This window comes from Bacillus sp. (in: firmicutes), from assembly GCA_012842745.1.
Lineage (GTDB): Bacteria > Bacillota > Bacilli > Bacillales > Bacillaceae_J > Schinkia.
Window position 1 is genome coordinate 1 of record DUSF01000017.1, and the last position, 18,879, is coordinate 18,879.

The following is an 18,879-nucleotide window of genomic DNA, read 5'->3' on the forward strand; positions in this document are numbered from 1 at the left end:
CAAGCTATCTAAATAATACCCCAGTCCTCGGCCTTGTAAAAGGTGGGGACTATTTGTCTTGGAGTATCTTAATAATAACTTAATCCTCATCTACGGAGTAGGTGGGGATAGTTTGACGCTTACCTTTAAAAAGCCGTTTATATGTTTTTGCTATAGTTTTTTCTAACCCAATATGATAACCAATAAGAAAATTTCCTTGAGTAGTTTGAAAATAGGGATATCCTTGCTTAGGATTAGGTTGTTTCATATATAAATAGCTGTAATTTGTGAATTCACCTTTTAATATTTGTTCACGCTTTGTTATGCCACCTATTGGGTATCCTGTATCGAGTTGGGACAGATATAATTCATCAATAAAATCAGAAACAACCTCTACAAACTTTTCATCAGATATATCTTTAATATTTCTACTCAAATAGAGTGTAGACTGTGGAAAGTATTCCAGTGTTATTTGATCAAAATTTAGATTTGACGCTTCTTCCATTAGACTAATCTTTGCCTCAATAATCTTTTCATTCATTTCAATTTCTTGCTTTTTTTGTGTGATTTCTGCTTTTTGCTTATACATCAAAGCTAAAAATTCTTCAGGAGATTTATTTTGAGTGTATTGTTGAATTTCATGTAGAGACATCCCTAAATCCTTCAACAAATCAATAACATTGAATAAATCTAACTGCCGAATTGAATAATACCGATATCCTTTAGAGTTCTTTAAAACAGGTGATAAAAGTCCAATTTGATCATAATAAAACAGTGTTTGCTTATTAACTTTACACAGCTTTGCAAATTCACCTGTTGTAAAATACTTAACGTTATTTTCTTTCATGTTTTTCAACTCTCCTCTTGACTATATAGTTACTATATACAATAAGATAAATTTGTAATCAATAATTTTAAGAAAGGTTATGACATTATGTTTAGGGAAATTCGAGACATCACAAGCTCGAATAAGAAAGAAATTTTGTTATTAAATATTGCTGAGGAACAACGCGGTTTTATTGAATCAATCCCTCAATGTTTAAAAGAAGCTAGGGAAGACTATCGTTTTGTGCCTGTTGGCTTATATGAAAATGGCACAGCGGTTGGCTTCGCAATGTATGGGAAGTTTGAAGAACAAGTTTGGTTGGATCGCTTTTTAATAGATGAGCGATTCCAAGGTAAGGGGTTAGGTAAATACTTCCTTCAAGAAATCATCCTATTTTTAGAGGAGAAATTTACGGGTCATGATATTTATTTAACTGTTTTTAAGGACAATACTCGTGCGATTCAATTATATAAACGATTTGGCTTTTTCTTCACTGGCGAAAAATATAAACGAAATGAAGAAATAATGCGGAAGAAAGTTGACATTGGGGGCAGTCCCCCTATTACGTTGTAAATACTCTAGCTGGAGGGTTTAAAATGAGTAATTTGGGTTACAGAAAGATTAGAACAAGTGATTATAGCAGGGTGAAAGAACTAATTAATGAAGCATTTAAACTTGATCACTATACTTCAAATCCAAACATGTTAGATATTGTTTTAGAAATGTATTTAAGAGGCTGTCTTCTTGAGCAAACCTATACTGAAGTTGTAGAAGAAAATGGAGAAGTGATTGGTTTATTATTTGGAAAAGTAAATGAGAAAAATCATGTTCTAAAAAATGCACCTCACCTCTGGGCTTTGTTTATCTGCAGAGTAAAACTATTATTTACGAATAAAAAAGAGAAAGCATCCTTACATGATTACAAAAAAATCACGAATTCCTATAGTCATCTAATAAAGGAATGCCATGATCATTTTGACGGAGAGGTCGTACTTTTTATCGTTGGCGAAAAATGCCGAGGCAAAGGGATTGGTAAAACGCTTATGAAACATTATTTAAATTTTTGCAAGGGGAAAGAGATTAAAAGTTTGTACCTATTTACCGACACAAAATGCAACTATGGATTTTATGAAAATAATGGCTTTATAAGAAGAGGTCAAAAGCTGATTAACATTAATACAATCAACGGACCATCTGATCTAGGCGTTTACTTATACTCTTATAGAATGAACGAAAAATAATTGATCATTTATAAAAAGTGACTTATCTAGATAGACAGTATTAAAAAATCCTTACAAATGAACACAAAGCCTATCGACCATTTCCATAGGGTTTTTACTTATTTCATCCATGGAGGCTTGCGCTGCTTTACGTATTTCATCGACGGATGAAAAAAATATATTATAGATTACAGATTTCTTTAACCATCCACATAGTCCCTCGACTAAATTCAGTTGTGGACTATGTGGATGATAGACAAGCCGTATTCTGTCTTTGTTTTGCTCCAAAAATGGCTAAATTCAATTCGCATGATGAATACGAGCATTTTCCAAAATTAATACCGTTTTTCCGTAAAGAAAAACGCAATGTCTGGAAACCCTTTGTTTATTAGCTTTTTCAGCCCTGCTATTTCTCCACCCTTGACATCAAGACAACACACTCGACGTGGCTCGAGAGGACATGATGAATGTCATTTGAGTTTGTCCGTTCTCGGAAATATATCCACTGCGTTTTTGGAACTATCGGTAGACGGGAACATATCGACTATATCGTATAAAAGAAAGATGCGTCTTAACTTCAAATTTAGATTGTACTTATAATCTCATTGACAAATTGGAATTTGTCACTATAATTCAAAGAGCACATTTTCATAGTTTTGAACGTAATATTTAATATTCTTCCTGCCCTTTTGAATAACTGTATGTCTCTCTGATTCCAGCATCTTTCTCTGCTTTTCCACACCACCAGGATACTTTGGATTCAATTCACCATTTGCTTTTAATGTTCTCCAATATGGTGTTTCATTCTCACTTCTTTGGTAACTTGCCCATTCAAAGCTGTCGTTGCTGAATTTATATAAAATCTTTAATCAATAAATTCCTTCAATGCTCCTCGGAAAGCGGTGTGCCGTGGGTATCTTTCCAAATACCTATTTATAACTATACTTTTTGCCATCCTCATGCCTAGAGACTCTTTTACTTCTCCCAATGCAGCTGCCAACAAAGCAACATCATTGTATTTATTTCTGTATTTTCCACCTACAATACCATCTATTCTTTTATCAATTATGGATTCAAGCCACTCAACATGTGAATTCAGGTCTTCCACAGTTATTACATAATTTAGTTTCCATAAACGAAAGATATTCCAAAATATTTCTTCACCTTTTTGCACACTCACTTCAGTTTCAAATAAAGAACTTTCTTCCATGAACAAAAGGTTTTTGTTCTCATGAAATCCTATTCTTCTTAAAACCCGGGTTGATATTTTTTTGCCTGCTTTTCTTAGATTATGATCCGCATATAGATACAATAGCATCAAATCTAACCCATGACTGATAAAATTACCACTCCAGCCCAAGGGATTTTTCTGTTCCGTACACCATTTTTGTATTTTATCAAAATATCCCGAAAAAAAGCATAGATATTTATACTCTATTTCATTAATATTATTTTTAGCTGTTTCAGATATGTGATTGTAGTGATTATTTGATATGCTCAAGGTTTTTATTCTTTTTTCTGCAAGATCTTTATATTCCCTTGTAACTTCTTCGTTCACAAAAATTCTTAAATAATTCGGTATCGTTGAATTGGAGTAAAATGCTTCATACCAACATTTTCTCATGAATTCAATATCATTGACACAATGTGATGCTTGGGCAGTCTTAATAGCAATTTCACCGCGTATTTTCAAATCATTTTCTATTCTATCAAGCGCCTCTTTTCCAATCTCTTTCATTTTCTCATAATCATGAGTCTTTTCATATTCCAATAGGGCTGCCAGATAAACGGATGGATGCTCTTTGTAGCCTTTTCTCGCCATTTCCAGCAAACCCTCTGTCCCTTTATAATATAATAATCCTTCCTTTAATAAACGTGCCGAAACCTCTCCGCTCTGTTTCATAAGAAAATTAATCCACGACTGAAAAAACAGATCAGTTTCTCTTAACTCTTCTCTACCTATCGAGAAAATGTCTTCAATATGAATCTCTTTAAAATAAGGGTATGTGAAATATGAATACAAAACACTTGCGCGTTGAACAGCCGCATGTAATTGATAATTTGAATACAGTACATCCAGTGCAAGCACCTTTAAGTTTACTCCAACCAATTTTTCATCGACCATTTCTTCAAGGTCTAATTCAAAAGAATCGCCGCCATCCTCATCTTTAACAAATATTGGGGTATCCATTACCAATTTAAGAATTGTCACTGCTTCTTCATATCTGCAATCATTCATACAGTCATGCGCAAATAAAACTGCTTCCTCAATTATCCTGCCAATACCCTCATTGTCCTCATATTCCCACATCCATTCACTTGACCAATATCCATTAGAATAATCTTCATATCCTTGGGCCGTTAAACACAATTCGCCATTTTCTATATCAGTAAAAATTTGCTTTATATCATTTATCTTTTCTTTTACTTTCTCATTAGGTATTAGTCTTTTATGCTGAAGCTTCTCCTTACTATCTTCCCGTTTATCTTGATTATAGCAATCTTCAAGTAGCTGTAGAAAAGACTTTCTCTCGCTTTCGGGTGTTTTCCTCGCAATATTATTTAGACATCTCCTTAATTCCTCTATGCCCATACTGTTTAATATTTCATTTGACTTCTGAACAAATATTTTCTGTTTCATTTTGCCCCCCATGTATCCCTCTGCTTCATATTTATCATAAAAATCTATAATTTTCTGCATCACATAATAATTAGCCAGTAATTCTTGTGATAGTTTCGTATCCCTTAATTAATACAACGTTTCATTTTTGCAAAATACCCCGCCAAAACGGTTGGAATCTCAATTACCGCCCAGTTGCATCCATTAGGTTTTTCCACACTACTTTTCCATTTAATTTAATAGTGATTGCCCGGACATGGCAACATAAGCATTAAATGCGTGATGATACTAAAATAACCTCATCTGCTCCGAAACTGATTTACTATTCTCAGTTACATACCCCATCGATTTATACCCGGCTAACCTTTTTTCATACATTGCCTTTAATACTGGGACATTTACGTCTACATAATCATACACTTGAACTTCTTGTTTACTATGGAAATGACGGTGAAGCCGACCAACATATTGTTGAAGAGTTCCCTTCCAAGATATTGGCATTGTTAAGAATAAAGTATCTAACCGTGCATCATCAAAGCCTTCTCCAATGTATTTTCCAGTTGCAATCACTAACCGCTCCTCATCTTTTGGAATAGCTGATAGACGTTCAAGCTCCTTTTTCTGATTTTTTTTCTTCATGTTTCCCGCTAACACAATGATGTTCTTAGCGAATCCACTAAATTGATTTTTCAATCTTTCCAGATGGTCGAGCCGTTCGGTTAAAATAATCGGAGAACGTCCCTTTTCCAGTGACTGTAATACGTCGTCAAAAATTTGAAGGTTTCTGTTTGAATCTGATGTGAGCTCCTCATATATCTCATGAAATTCAGTTTTCTTTGTACTAAAATTGGTTTCCTTCAAAATTAGCACATGGCTAAATGGACGAATTTTCGCCTGGTTTTTCTCATCAATCTTATAACGAATAGGCCCACACTGCATCATAATAATTGGGTGCATTCCATCTTTCCGTTTCGGTGTAGCTGTCAGTCCCAATACATATTTTGGGCGGATCTTTTTCAACACATTTTCAAAAGTGATTGCTGAAATGATATGGCATTCATCCACAATGATTTGTCCATATTGGGTAATAAAGGATTTTAACTGACCTCCGTAATTCAAACTTTGTATCGTTGCGACATCTACCCTTCCGGTTATTTTATTTTTCCCTCCACCAATTTGTCCGATCTCACCTCTTGGTATATTCAAAAATTCCGAAAGCCTCTCTACCCATTGCTTCATTAATTGATTCCGATGCACTATTACAAGTGTATTCACCTTTCTCTCTGCAATAATCGCTGTGGCAACAACCGTTTTACCGAATCCAGTAGTCGCGGACAGAGTGCCCAGATTATCTGCTAACAATGTATTTACGACCTCATTTTGTTGCGACGATAATGTCCCGTGAAAATTAACATCAACACTTTCGCCCTCATATTGATTGTCCACAATATCTAGGTTGATTGATTGCCCCGCAAGAAAATCAATTAACTCTTTCAAACATCCCCGCGGCAATATCAAGGAATCCTGTTCATCATCTGTGCATTGAATCCTACTCGGTATTTCGTGTGTAGATAACCTTTTGGCTTTTGCTTTATAATACTTTGGGTTATTAAATGATGCGATATTAGCCATTTCAGATAATAAGGCTAGAGGAATTCCAGTCTTCTTAATATGAATACCGTTTTTTAGTTCAATTTTTATTTCTCTAGGTGGCGATACTGGTGTTTCAACTTCATTTTTAAGAACGGAAAGAATACTATCCTCTGTCATTTTTCGTACTGTTGATAAATACAACCATTGGTCCGGATAAGGAATAAAATGCTCATCAACAAATAAACTATTTCCATTTCTCCTAGGTACCTTCTGAAGCGGAAGCGCAATAAGATTCCCGAAACCTCCTTTTGGCAAATTGTCTTGGTTAGGAAACATCCGATCAAATGATTCCAGAAGAAATCCATCATTTTCTTCCTTTGTTTTCTTTAACAGAACGATTCCCAATTTCCTTGTGATTGTTGCAGAAACCATTGACGAAAAGAAAATCCATATATGGGCTCCATTACCAGATCTGGACCTTTCAATGTGAAAAGGAATCCTCATCCACTTGCAAGTTTCAGAGAAAGCAATTACATCTTGTTCCCATTGCTTTTTATCAAAATCAACAGCCAAGAACGAGCAAGTTCCATCTGGTAACAATGGATAGATCCCAATAGTCTTTTTACCATCCAAATGGTCAATATATACTTGATCAGTCAGAGGTAGCAGTTTGCGATGTTGGCTCTGTTCACTTTGAACATCTAATCTTTGGAAGGTTGTTTTTTTAAACTCACGTGCAGGCATGTACCTTTTATTGCCATCTGCCGATTCCCAGCGTAAAGCATAGACATCTGTCCTGCCTTTAAATAAACCTTTCAGCAACTGTACTTTCTCTTCTAAAGATGATTGTTTCGTTACTATTTTACTAGTGTTAGCCGTGGTTTGATTATGCATCATTTTCGTCAATAATTGCTTCAGATAATGATTTTCCTTTTGCAATCGTTCGAATTCATTCATAATGATCCCTCGGAATTAGATTATGATTAATATCATTATAACCAATTTGTGTGAGAGAATATCAAACGAAAGCGAAGGATGAAACTAAAAGAGCCTAATTCTTCAACCGGAATTGGGCTTTGTACAACTTTTTCACTTTACCCATTTTGCATATCATAAAAAAACATCAATTTTAATTTCAACTGACACCTTTAACTAAATCCTATCCTATCTTCGATTATTTAAATAGTCGATTATTGGAATGTATGTTTTTAACTAATTTTTGTACATTTTTAGTGACACTTTTTCCAAAGTATCTTAAATATTGTGATAGCTGTATTGAAGGATGTTATAATAATGCTAACAATGAAAGGATGTGAGATAAATCCATGAAATGGACAGATGTTAGAAAATTGTATCCAAATCAATTTGTGAAACTTAAAGTGTTATCGTCCTATATTAAAAATCAGCAAGAAATTATTGAGGATGTAGCTGTTATAGCACCTGTATCGGACGAGTTGGCAACGAAAGAACTGTTAAAATCTAAAGGTGATGAATTGGTTTATCATACAATTCATGAGAGTATTATTCTTGAAATTCGTCAAGATGTGGGTATAAGGAGATTGGACTACCATGAAAATCAAGTATGAATCCGGGTTACTTCTATTAGATATCACTTTAACATTTAACGGAAAGAGTAAAGTAATTGAAAATATGGTGTTGGACACGGGAGCTGCTAAAACGCTTATATCCCAAGATGTTGTTGAAGATATTGGTCTTACAGTTGATTTAAATGACAGGATTGTTACCTACTTCGGAATTGGAGGGAAAGAACATGCATTCAGAAAGCAAGTTGAAACTATTGAAATTGGCGATTTTACCGCTGAAAATGCAGAGGTAGATTTCAATGATTTTGGATATAAAGACATTAATGGATAACTCGGATTAGATTTGTTATTGGAAGCCTGATTCATTATTGATTTATTCCAATTAAAGATGAACAGAAAAAATTAGTAATGTTCAAAAATACACTTCTGCCCCATGAGCCCCATAAGAATATCCACTTTTTTGGTTGATCCAATTTTCCAGATTCAACAATATTTATTAAAACGAATATAAGATTATTTTATGTCTTCTAGATATTTACTCCCAACATTGGTTAGAGCCGGCAACGAAAAAAAATCCCCGCTCTCTGCCACATCAGGCTAAAGCTAGGGTGATTTTTTTATTTATTGTTTCATAAAAGGAATTAGCGAAGATTATTATTTTAATTTTAGCAACACACAGCACTCAACATGGCTCGAGAGGACATGATGAATGTCATTTGAGTTTGTCCGTTCTCGGAAATATATCCACTGCGTTTTTAGAACTATCGGTAGACGGGAACATATCGACTATATCGTATAAAAGAAAGATGCGTCTTAACTTCAAATTCAGATTGTGCCCATAATCTCATTACAAATTGAAATTTGGCAATCACTTTTTATTAGGTCTTCTTTTGATAAGCAACAATTTTTCCATATCTGCAAATAAAGAAGTATCTATTAATTCAAACATCATCCATTTTCCGTCATGATAGGTCTTGGTCTCATCATAGACTTTTTGCACTTCAAGGGAATAATTTTGTTTATCTGTTTCAAATTTTGTCCGTTCATGTTTTCCCAAAATAACCATAAAGCCAAAGCAATTTTCTTTCGCATATAATGCACAAAGCGTTTTTCCACATCTGCGATATTTGTACTCATATTCCCATGCTTTGCCTCCATTGTTCCATAAATGTTCCATGTCATATTTTTGTTCAATCATGCCACATAATGCTGTCCAAACTTCAAATAATGGTTTCCCGATTAAAGCAATCAAATCCTCACTTGTGGGTACTTTATCCATTATTAACTGTTGACGTGAATCATAATACTGTGTTTTAGGAAAAGACGGGGCAATCTCAATGGCTGCCATTGAACCTTTTAATACAAGGAAACCATTATCCATAATTATTCCTTTCGCCTTCGCTCCTCTAGCCGCATGAATATAGAAATATCGTTCTTCCTCAATTGTCCAATTAACTTGAATATTGTTTTCTCTAACTCTTGACCTTTTACCGTAAAACGCCATCAAGCAAGCATTTTTAAAAGACTGCCATTGATTATCATTTAAATTTAAAATCTCATCCATCGTAAATCTTAAAATTTCACAATTGAAACTTTTAAAAATCCATTCTTCCGAATTTCCCCTTCGTTCTTCTGGCAATATTGAAACTAAATTTTCAACTTCTTCACTTGGATAAATTAATTGAACAAGATTTTCTTTGGTATATGGTAACAAAAATAATCTGTAATTCATAATATTACAGGCTATATTTGCTTTATTATTATTCAATGAATAACGGAAAGCACATTGTTCCCTTACTTCTTCAGGGATGTTTCTTTTTATCATCTCATATACAATTCTTATTTTTTCGGCATTCTTTTCACTTAAATTACACTGCTTGATTACAATATTTAATGCTTCGATTTCATCTAATATTTCTGTTTCATTAATTGCATTAACTTTTGATTGCAATTGATGGCTCATTTTTGGATTAATAATTTTCTTATTAGCGGTATCCAATTCTTTTTTTACTGTTGAAGCCACTTCCTTTTTAGCACCAACAGTTAAAAGTTCATTTTCAATATTTAACAACAATTGCTGATCTACAATTCCAGCACGATCCCACAACGAAGATAAATCTTGTGAAATCTGTTCAATTCCATCTTTAACTAAAACCCCATATTCGAGATTATGAAATAAGCCATTAGGTGTAAAATTAGCCGATGTAATAACAGCTTGTTTATTATCAAATAAATAAACTTTTGCATGTAGATTTGAAAAGTAGCGTATTTCAACATGATTTAGTTCCAGTAAATTGTAAATAGCATCTAAATCAGATGCATTTGTGAGAAAATCATGCAAGGATAACCTAGTTAAAACTCTAATTTTCCCCACCCTAAAATCGGACATCTTTTTAATCAAAGAATTCATTGAGATATAGGGTGCAACAATAAAAATTTCAACTTCCGATTGTTCAAATAGTTGTTCTAATTTTTCTCCAATATAATTATCATCATTTTTATGATTAGTTAAGAATTGTACAGTCATTCTGAAAACTCCAATCATTTACTGTGTGTAATATTATTTTCAACAATAACTGCAAAATCCCTTTCTTCATTTATCAAAACAACAACTTCCTATCATAAAACTTCAAACTCTTTACCGACTGTACTAATTGAACAGCACCATATAAACTATCTGGAGCATCGTCATGCTTGCAATGTTTGTTATAATCCTTTATTTGGTTACTATACCTTATATTTGAAGTATTGAATAGAATGTGTCCCTTCTTCACATCTGGCTCTAAACTTATGATTCTCTCATGTTTCTGCCCTTTCGTTTGCACACTTTCAATCGGTAAATGAATCTTGGCTTTCCACAATTCCTCTTCAAATTTCTGCTTCATATAACTTTGTGCTTGGTTCGTTTCAAAGCCAATTTTTTCAACAGGATATGTATTCAATTTATTAATCACTTCCTGAAATAAATCGTCAGGTAACATCTTATAAATACTGCCATCCACAACATATCGTTGCTTCGTTTTTCGATGTTGTCCTAATATCGTGATTGCTGAGTAATCATTTTTCTTCCCTGCTTTAATGGCTGGGTCAATATACATGACCACTTCCATTTCCTCAAATTCAGGCAACTCACTCCAATACTCCAAGTTCTGAAATATGTAATCATCGGTTGACCGTGGATCATTCTGCATTTCCTTATAGAATGACTTATCACCCATCGCTTGTTTCTTTTGCATCAAATAATAATAATCCAAATATTCATTCCATAAAATTTCTGTCCCCTCAAGCATCTCTTCTTTATGAGCATTAAAAAAAGACAGGGCTGTGTTTATCCTGTCTAAGTCTGATAAATCATTATAAAGTTTCTCCCATTTAGACCAGAAATCATCTCGTTCTGACCATTGAATAATCGCTGCCTTCTTAATACTTCTAACACCTGGAATTCTTCCTTTTAACAAATCGGACATTAAATCTTCTTCATGCAGAATTGTACCGACAACAAGAATATTCGTATCCCTAGTGCCAATTGGAATAACTACATCCCGAAATGTTGATTTAACTTGTTCACGTTTTGTTTCCGATTTTGCGGTATCATCTTTAAGCAAGTCATCCAGTAATACTAGTGTTGGTCGATGATGTTTATAATGGACACCCCGAAGCGAGCCATCAATTCCACGAATCATTATGCAACTATCCAAGCCACTTCTAGACTTAATCCAAATCTCATTGTTGTTCCAGCGGTTGCCTTTCTGAATACCAAAATCATCAATGAACAATTGGTTATTTTCTAACTCATCCTTAATCATATCGAGAAATGGCAAAGCAATTTGTTCTGTTGCTGAAATGATCAATGTGAATTGTGATTTATCATAAAGTGTGGCATATAGCGGAAATAAAAAAGAATTAATCGTACTTTTGCCATGCTCACGAGGTAAGCCAAAAGCGTTGATTAATCCTTTGTTATTAAGCATATATCATAATTCTGTAAATAGTTCCTGATGGAATTGACCAAATTGGCGATCAAAGTATTTAGGAAAATAGCATAATGCAAAAAATTCAATGTCCAACTCACCAAGTAGTTTACGAAGTTCTAAGAATGAAAATTCTTCGATGAGTAGTTTGATTTTATCATTATTGAAATGCTTTTGAAGATATTGCTTGAGAAGTTGATGTCCATCATTTTTCATAACGTATATGTCACCCCCATAATAAAAAACTCCTCCTAATGTAAAAATTAGAAAGAGTTTTAATGTACATATCCATTGACTTCATTGTTAATTCTTCGTGCCCAATATTCATCATCATAGTGCATAACATACTCTGGATTTTCATTTAAAGTTTTTATAAAACTTGAATTCCCAACGATTTTTTCAGCTTCACCTAAATTACAGTTAAAAAGCATTGCATAAGATTCCACCACATAATTTTTCATTTCTAAAATAGCTTGTTTACTCATTTATTACCTCACCCCACTTCATATATGAATAGCTTAAACAATTAATAGCTTCTGCTGTATGCAAAGAAACTTGATTGTACTTTTCTTTTGTAAATCTGTACGGCTGGATTCCCTTTTTAAATTCTTCCCAACTAATCAAACCCAAACTATACTTTTTAATCGTTGGAAACAAATTTGTATCTGCAACATCACCATAAACATAATCAAACATTTGATTCCAATTGTGATAATCAGATTTAACTTTATTTGCTCCTATACGATTATTGTAAATAAATTCAGCCCATTTGTCACTAACATGGGTAAAATATTCACCAGTTAATTTTGACAATTTATGGTCATCTAAATTATACGCTATTACTAAAGGAACTGCAAACGCTCGCTCAATATGTGGATTGTTTTGTCTAATTTGTCTGATTTCATTATTGTAGACCCCTGTTTTAACTTCTGCAAATTTCATAGCCTGTTCAAAATTTAATGTAACATAAAAGCCCCTTCCAAAATCAGTGTTAGGATTACTTTTAGATAAATCAATCCCATTTTTTAAGCTATGAAAATGTTCTGATACTGTACCATGATAGACGGTATTTGGCAATGTTATTTTAGTCACTTTATAACCCCATTTCTCCAATACTATTCTAACATCTATAAATAATACGAACTAGCCAAATAGATTAATTTCCCCATAAAATCATCAAAAAAATTTTCACACCTGTTGCTACCAACCACTTTTTTCAAAATAGAAGCACCCCACCCCTAGAACAAAAAAAGAGTGGCTTGTTTACCACTCAATATGCTCTAGGGCTTGCTCAACTTCCTTTGCTGTTGTTACTGTATAGATATTCGTTGTCTGGATATTCGAATGTCCAAATATTTGTTGGATCGTGGTCAGTTCCACTTGTTGTTTCACCAAAGTATATCCCAGAGAGTGCCTTATTTGGTGCGGAGTTACCTTTATATTTGTCCTGTCACCGTAATATTTCAATATTAGGTTAATGGCATTCCGTTTCAATGCTCCACGTTGACCAATCAATAGGTGTTCTTCGTCTGTTATCGGTCTAACTGCTAAGTATTGCTCAATGGCTTTCCTTGCATCTTTATTCAATGGTAGTGTTCTTTTTACATTACCTTTGCTATCACTATTATAAATACAACAAATTAAGAAGATTCTGTATTTTTAACAGGTATACGTCCTTCCCAGATGTTAAACCCCTAGGATATTTAACTATAAGATATTCAGGACAGATATTACTTTTCTCTTCTTTTGATTGATCCATTTTCTTGACATATCATGTGCTAAATTGTAGAAAACAATATCTCTTCTATTCTCTTTATCTCCTAGATATTGTATTGATAATGCTGTTTTTGGATATATAACGGTTACTAATAATGTCAGTTCTTTAATTTTTCTGATTACTGAATTATATATTGGGTTAACTTGGCTATCTGTATATAGTAAGTGCTGAATATGATTAACATCTGAATAGATTGTGATACTTCTAAGATGTATGTATTCGCTACGATTCTTTGTATCAACTAAATGATTCAGCGCATAAACTATAGCTAATAATTCTCCGTAAACGGAATTAACTGCCACTTCGACACTGAATACCTCTGATATAGTCCTTATTGACTGATTTTTGATAAAAACTAATCCAACACCAATCTTTTCCTGACTATACATTGAACAATCACAAAAAATTTTCAAAATCCTATTATCCCAAGAAGGTCTTGCTCTACTTTTTCTGATTCCTATTATTATACTTTCATCATTCTTACTTGGGTTGATTATTTGTTCACACTTTTCGCAAATACAGTGTAAGTTTAATGGTGTTCTTTTCCCACCATCTCTACTTGATTTTATCATTTCGATGTTATGACTCTCTTGTCCGCAAAATTGGCATCTGTAATCAGCTCTTGCTAATACTAAATCCCTTAGTTCTTCCTCATTAAATTGTTCAGAAATAGTTGACTTATCTTTAATAATTGCTCTACCTTGTTTAACATACAGTTTGGCATCGCTAATTTTTATTTTCCGTTTTTTCCCATCCTTTGTTTCCAATGTTATGACACCTTTTAATCGTTTTGTTCTGCGATTATAAGTAACCCCTTTATATATAAACGTTGTATTTCGGCTAGTAATCTTACATATATTACAAATGCGTGACCTCGAAGAAGTAAATTGGCTAATAAGTCTGTTTTTATTACAATTTATACATTCTTTTCTAAACTTAAGTTTTTCTCTAATCACTGGTAATCACCATCCTACATAGTATGCGATACCTGTCGGTTTCCTTTTACCATTAATTGTAGCATGTTTTCACTAAGAAAAGTTTATTGGTTATATATAAAACAAAATTCATCTACGAAAGCCTTATTTATATACCTCGTTTATCAGCTAGCGGCATTAAACATGCTTGCTAAAATTCAACATTACGTCTGATTGTTTTAATCAGTCATAACCATGACAAAAAGCACCTACATTTCTGCAGATGCCTTTATCACAACTAAATTACAATTCCGCTTTTACTTTAATCTCATTTTTTGATCTGTATACTCGTCATGCTTTAGCACTACGGAACATTTTCTATATATCATAAGACGATGAAGGGGGATATATCCATCCTAACATCTAATTGTGAATTCTAAATCCTCTGTCCACTTTTAGAAAACGCTATTTCCTTTTTAAAGATTGTATTTCTAATTCTAAACATTCAATTTCTAGACATAATTTAGATTTTTCTAGACATAATTTTGTTTTTTCCAAATCACATTCTTCTTTTCTTAATTTTAAAATGTTTATTGAATTTTTTAAATGAACTAAAATTACAGCAAAAAGAAACAATATAACACCAAAAGCTAGATAATCAATATAGCTAATATTCGAGAAATCAATTAATATAAAAGTAATTACAATCCATAAACTTAAGACAAAAATATGCATTAGCTCACACCCCTATTAACATATTATTCCACCCAAGTTTAATTATAACGTAATATTCCAAATTGGCTCTTACGACCTTTTGGGGAAGGCTCAAACTACACCTTTTGTGATATAATAATAGTAGCATGAAGGGAGGAATCTACCATGATTGAAATCCTTCATAGACTTGATAGGAATTTGAAATTGTTATATTCATTTCAAGGGGAAAATCGCCTAACCCTTATTTTAGAACTTGAAACAAAATCGGCGGCTTGTCCTTATTGCGGTCATTTTTCTTCACGCCCCCATAGTTCCTACACTCGGTCCGTTCATGATTTACCAATTCATGATCAAGAAATTTCTTTAATTATTCACTTGCATAAATGGTTCTGTGATCAAGAAAGTTGTCCTACTAAAGTCTTTACAGAACGGCTAAACTGGTTAAGCCCTTATCGCCGAAAGACCATTAGATTAGAAGAAACCTTGCGTACCCTAGCTTTCTCAATGAGTTGTCTTCAAGCTGAAAAAGTATGTCACCGTCTGCATATGCCAGCTAGTCATGATGCATTGCTAAATTTAATTAAAAGTACGGACATTCAATCTGAGCATGAAGATTCTCCCTTTTGTAGCTATTGATGATTTTGCTTTTCGTAAGGGGAGCTACTATGGTACATTATTTTGTGATTTAAAAACGGGACAACCTATTGATTTACTTGAAACAAGAAAACAGGAAGAAGTAACGCAATGGATTAAAAACCATTCGACTATTATGTTTATGACAAGAGATGGTTCCACTATCTACCGAAAGGCCATTGATTCTGTTGAACGACCAATTGTGCAAGTCATGGATCGTTTCCATTTGCTTCAGAATCTTCATCGGTATATGGTAAACGCATTACAACGAATGCTCCCTCAACGTTGGGAAAAGATTGAACAAAAAAATGAAGAAGCAGCTACAGAAAGAGATAATAAACAAGAATTCCCCCAACTAAATCCAAAACAAGAAAGGAAGTGGCAATTAATTCAGAACATCCAACTAGATCATCAAGCTGGAATGTCTTTTCGTGGACTTTCAAAGAAATACAAAATAGATCGCAGAACAATCTCCAAGTATATAAAAATGGAGAGTTTCCCCATTCAGAAAAGAAGACCACATCCTTCAATGTTAAATCCTTATTTAGAAACTATTTACCAAATGGTAAGAAACCATTCAACCTCACGTCAAATCTATGAATATATAAAAAAGCAAGGATTTAAAGGTGGCTTTGATTCAGTCCGTCGACGGGTAACATCAATCCGTAAGGAAATGCTGAAGACAGATCAAGTTCCACCAATTGTAAAATCTTGTCATCGGAAAGCTATTATGCATCTTTATTGGAAATTGCATCAACAATTATCCGATGAAGAACGTCAAAATCTTAATTATGCTCTAACCGCATTTCCTAACACTAAAGAACTATATGGATTTGTTCAATATTTTCGTGAAAATATAAACCAAAACGACTCCCAGTGCATTAAAAAACTTATTTCATCTATCAATAACCACATCACTCCAGAAATTAAAAGTTTTATAAACTATTTATACAAGGAACTTGATTCAATAGTACTATCGATTCATTACACATACAGTAACGGAGCAATAGAAGGGCAGATCAATAGATTAAAGACCATTAAAAGGTTGCTCTACGGACGTGCAGGTTTTCGACTTCTTAGAAAACGAGTGTTATATAGATGGTAACGATATTCTAGAAAAATAATTTCTTTTCTTATAAAAGAACTCCTACATTTTCACCAAAGTATCGTAAGACCCTCCAAATTACTCCACTATACATTGACATAAATAGTATATTATTACCTTACAAAATTTTGACTACAAATTCCTGAAAACCTCTTCATTTTTCCTTGCAATGATTTATTTATATCCTCATCCTACTTTTCAATCCAAAAATAAAATGCTCTGGCAAGGGAATTCCAATTTTCGCCACCAATGTACAGCACCTGCTATTATCAAATTACTTTATTTAATATAATCAACATAAAAAGCACCTACCTTCATCAAGTAGATGCCCTTTATCTTGCCTATATTACAACTCAGCTGCCACTTCAATCTTCATTTCTTTGCCTGTTTCTTCGTCTTTATAATCCTTATGATATAGCACTACGCAACATTCTATATGAGATGTATGCGGAAACATATCCACCGGCTGAATATATTCAACTTTATATGCCTTGCTTAAAAACTGAATATCTTTAGCAAGCGTTGATGGGTTACAGGATACATACACCATCCGCTTTGGTTTTAGCTTTAACACGGTTTGAAGAAAGTTTTGGTCACAGCCTGTTCGCGGTGGGTCTACTACGATAACGTCTGGACGCCATCCTTCTTTTTGCCATTTAGGTAGCCAATGTTCAGCCTTGCCTACGACATAGGTTGCATGTTTGAAATTATGTCTGGTTGCATTTAGTTTTGCGTCTTCAATCGACTCTGGGATTGTGTCCATGCCGCGGATTTCTGCTGCTCCATCTGCCAGCCAGAGACCGATTGTGCCGACACCGCAGTAGGCATCCACAATTTTTTCTTTCCCTGTTAATTGCGCTGCTTTTTTTACTTCATCATATAGCTTCACGGTTTGCTCAGGATTCAACTGGAAAAATGCCCGTGCTGAGAGTTCAAATGATAAATCCCCTAATGTTTCTTGGATGACTTCCTCACCTTCAAGATGGATTGTTTCCTCGCCAAATATAAGGGACGTTTTTTCCCCATTAATATTTTGCAAAATGGATTTGACTTCTGGTAGCTGCTTTTTTACTTCTGCAACAAATAGCTCTTTTTTCGGAAACTCCCTTTTTGCTGTAACGATGACGAGCTGAATCTCCCCTGATTGAAAACCAACTCTAGTGACAATTGTCCGTACAAGTCCTTGCCGTTTTCTTTCGTTATAAATTGAAATATCTAGATTTTGTAATATTCCTTTGACTACTTGAGTGACTTTGTTTGTACTTGGATGTTGAACCAAGCAATCGGAAATATCAATGAGTTGATGTGAGTTAATCCCATATAAACCAGCTAAAATTTTTTGGTCTTCACGCCCTACCTGTAGCTGACTTTTATTCCGATAACCCCATGGATGTTCCATCCCAATTGTTTCACGAATATCAAGTTGATCAATGTTTAGATTTGTGTGTCGTTCCAATGCTTGAATGACGATATCCCGCTTCTCTTTTATCTGCTGTTTGTAATCTAAGTGTTGTAACTGACAGCCACCGCATTCTTCATAAATGGGACAGAGCGGTTGAATGCGGTACGGTGATTTTTGACGGATTTTTTTTACTTTTGCCTCTGTATAATTCGGAAGAACCTTTGTGGCAACCGCGACGATGACCTCACCTGGTAATGCCCCTGGTACAAACACAGCTTGTTTTTTGAAAAAGCCAACTCCTTCACCGTTTATACCTAATCTTTTAATCGTGAGCGGAAATTCCTGTCCGACCTGTAGCTGTGCTATGTTTGTCTGATTGTCTTTAAATGATTTTGATTGGGGCCTTTTTTTATCGGTTTCGAAACTTTGCTTGTTTTGCTTTAACTTGGACATATTCTTTCTCCATTTCTTTATTGTCTATCCTCATTATATGTTGATTTTTTATATGCAGGCAAATTCTTGTTTTTTATTAGAAAAACCAGTAATAGGATGAAGCCCTAGTACTGGTTCTCTGTTTACGG

17 protein-coding genes and 1 pseudogene are annotated in these 18,879 nt (G+C 33.9%); 6 read left to right on the top strand and 12 right to left on the bottom strand.

The window, feature by feature from the left end; genetic code table 11:
- Positions 1–79: 79 nt before the first annotated feature.
- Positions 80–826, bottom strand: a complete 747-nt coding sequence (locus GX497_02140) for a MerR family transcriptional regulator (GenBank protein ID HHY72029.1) — start codon at positions 824–826, stop codon at positions 80–82.
- An 87-nt stretch (positions 827–913) separates the two neighbouring features.
- On the opposite strand from GX497_02140, the gene GX497_02145 reads away from it, so the two are divergent.
- Together GX497_02145 and GX497_02150 are read left to right on the top strand one after the other, a co-directional pair.
- On the top strand, positions 914–1,378 hold the full coding sequence (locus GX497_02145) for a GNAT family N-acetyltransferase (protein ID HHY72030.1): 465 nt from the start codon (positions 914–916) through the stop codon (positions 1,376–1,378).
- A gap of 23 nt (positions 1,379–1,401) precedes the next feature.
- Positions 1,402–2,046: a GNAT family N-acetyltransferase gene (locus GX497_02150; GenBank protein ID HHY72031.1), complete on the top strand. Its 645-nt coding sequence runs from the start codon at positions 1,402–1,404 to the stop codon at positions 2,044–2,046.
- Between the two features lie 605 nt (positions 2,047–2,651).
- On the opposite strand, the gene GX497_02155 is transcribed toward GX497_02150, so the two are convergent.
- The 3 genes from GX497_02155 to GX497_02165 all read right to left on the bottom strand — a co-directional run bounded on the left by GX497_02155 (position 2,652) and on the right by GX497_02165 (position 7,195).
- Positions 2,652–2,888 (bottom strand): MGMT family protein, encoded by a 237-nt coding sequence (locus GX497_02155; protein ID HHY72032.1) that lies wholly within the window; start codon positions 2,886–2,888, stop codon positions 2,652–2,654.
- Between the two features lie 2 nt (positions 2,889–2,890).
- Positions 2,891–4,666, bottom strand: coding sequence for a hypothetical protein (locus GX497_02160; protein ID HHY72033.1), 1,776 nt, complete (start codon positions 4,664–4,666; stop codon positions 2,891–2,893).
- A 267-nt stretch (positions 4,667–4,933) separates the two neighbouring features.
- Positions 4,934–7,195: a DEAD/DEAH box helicase family protein gene (locus tag GX497_02165; protein ID HHY72034.1), complete on the bottom strand. Its 2,262-nt coding sequence runs from the start codon at positions 7,193–7,195 to the stop codon at positions 4,934–4,936.
- Between the two features lie 368 nt (positions 7,196–7,563).
- Here GX497_02165 and GX497_02170 point away from each other — a divergent pair, with 368 nt between their 5' ends.
- Complete coding sequence (locus tag GX497_02170; GenBank protein ID HHY72035.1) at positions 7,564–7,824, top strand: hypothetical protein; 261 nt, start codon at positions 7,564–7,566, stop codon at positions 7,822–7,824.
- A complete protein-coding gene (locus GX497_02175) occupies positions 7,808–8,113 on the top strand; it encodes an aspartyl protease (GenBank protein ID HHY72036.1) in 306 nt (101 codons plus the stop codon). Before GX497_02170 ends, GX497_02175 begins: the two co-directional genes overlap by 17 nt.
- 537 nt (positions 8,114–8,650) lie before the next feature.
- On the opposite strand, the gene GX497_02180 is transcribed toward GX497_02175, so the two are convergent.
- From GX497_02180 to GX497_02210, 7 genes and pseudogenes are all read right to left on the bottom strand, one after another.
- Entirely contained in the window at positions 8,651–10,309 is a 1,659-nt protein-coding gene (locus tag GX497_02180; protein ID HHY72037.1) for a DUF3788 family protein, read from the bottom strand.
- A gap of 73 nt (positions 10,310–10,382) precedes the next feature.
- Positions 10,383–11,969, bottom strand: a pseudogene (terL, locus tag GX497_02185) (phage terminase large subunit).
- Positions 11,970–12,028: 59 nt separating this feature from the next.
- Complete coding sequence (locus tag GX497_02190; GenBank protein ID HHY72038.1) at positions 12,029–12,238, bottom strand: hypothetical protein; 210 nt, start codon at positions 12,236–12,238, stop codon at positions 12,029–12,031.
- On the bottom strand, positions 12,231–12,845 hold the full coding sequence (locus GX497_02195; GenBank protein HHY72039.1) for a DUF3990 domain-containing protein: 615 nt from the start codon (positions 12,843–12,845) through the stop codon (positions 12,231–12,233). Before GX497_02195 ends, GX497_02190 begins: the two co-directional genes overlap by 8 nt.
- Before the next feature lie 171 nt (positions 12,846–13,016).
- A complete protein-coding gene (locus GX497_02200) occupies positions 13,017–13,403 on the bottom strand; it encodes a phage integrase family protein (GenBank protein HHY72040.1) in 387 nt (128 codons plus the stop codon).
- A 57-nt stretch (positions 13,404–13,460) separates the two neighbouring features.
- Positions 13,461–14,486, bottom strand: coding sequence for an HNH endonuclease (locus tag GX497_02205; GenBank protein HHY72041.1), 1,026 nt, complete (start codon positions 14,484–14,486; stop codon positions 13,461–13,463).
- Positions 14,487–14,909: 423 nt separating this feature from the next.
- Positions 14,910–15,179, bottom strand: coding sequence for a hypothetical protein (locus GX497_02210; GenBank protein HHY72042.1), 270 nt, complete (start codon positions 15,177–15,179; stop codon positions 14,910–14,912).
- 144 nt (positions 15,180–15,323) lie between these two features.
- Here GX497_02210 and GX497_02215 point away from each other — a divergent pair, with 144 nt between their 5' ends.
- A complete protein-coding gene (locus GX497_02215) occupies positions 15,324–15,794 on the top strand; it encodes a transposase family protein (GenBank protein ID HHY72043.1) in 471 nt (156 codons plus the stop codon).
- On the top strand, positions 15,766–16,896 hold the full coding sequence (locus GX497_02220) for a transposase (GenBank protein ID HHY72044.1): 1,131 nt from the start codon (positions 15,766–15,768) through the stop codon (positions 16,894–16,896). Before GX497_02215 ends, GX497_02220 begins: the two co-directional genes overlap by 29 nt.
- A gap of 346 nt (positions 16,897–17,242) precedes the next feature.
- Here GX497_02220 and rlmD read toward each other — a convergent pair whose 3' ends face one another.
- Complete coding sequence (gene rlmD, locus GX497_02225; GenBank protein HHY72045.1) at positions 17,243–18,751, bottom strand: 23S rRNA (uracil(1939)-C(5))-methyltransferase RlmD; 1,509 nt, start codon at positions 18,749–18,751, stop codon at positions 17,243–17,245.
- Positions 18,752–18,879: the final 128 nt, after the last annotated feature.

Coding starts and splice junctions, on each gene's coding strand:
- GX497_02140 (HHY72029.1), bottom strand. CDS start 826: ATGAAAGAAAATAACGTTAAGTATTTTACAACAGGTGAATTTGCAAAG.
- GX497_02145 (HHY72030.1), top strand. CDS start 914: ATGTTTAGGGAAATTCGAGACATCACAAGCTCGAATAAGAAAGAAATT.
- GX497_02150 (HHY72031.1), top strand. CDS start 1,402: ATGAGTAATTTGGGTTACAGAAAGATTAGAACAAGTGATTATAGCAGG.
- GX497_02160 (HHY72033.1), bottom strand. CDS start 4,666: ATGAAACAGAAAATATTTGTTCAGAAGTCAAATGAAATATTAAACAGT.
- GX497_02165 (HHY72034.1), bottom strand. CDS start 7,195: ATGAATGAATTCGAACGATTGCAAAAGGAAAATCATTATCTGAAGCAA.
- GX497_02170 (HHY72035.1), top strand. CDS start 7,564: ATGAAATGGACAGATGTTAGAAAATTGTATCCAAATCAATTTGTGAAA.
- GX497_02175 (HHY72036.1), top strand. CDS start 7,808: ATGAAAATCAAGTATGAATCCGGGTTACTTCTATTAGATATCACTTTA.
- GX497_02180 (HHY72037.1), bottom strand. CDS start 10,309: ATGACTGTACAATTCTTAACTAATCATAAAAATGATGATAATTATATT.
- GX497_02190 (HHY72038.1), bottom strand. CDS start 12,238: ATGAGTAAACAAGCTATTTTAGAAATGAAAAATTATGTGGTGGAATCT.
- GX497_02210 (HHY72042.1), bottom strand. CDS start 15,179: ATGCATATTTTTGTCTTAAGTTTATGGATTGTAATTACTTTTATATTA.
- GX497_02215 (HHY72043.1), top strand. CDS start 15,324: ATGATTGAAATCCTTCATAGACTTGATAGGAATTTGAAATTGTTATAT.
- GX497_02220 (HHY72044.1), top strand. CDS start 15,766: ATGAAGATTCTCCCTTTTGTAGCTATTGATGATTTTGCTTTTCGTAAG.
- rlmD (HHY72045.1), bottom strand. CDS start 18,751: ATGTCCAAGTTAAAGCAAAACAAGCAAAGTTTCGAAACCGATAAAAAA.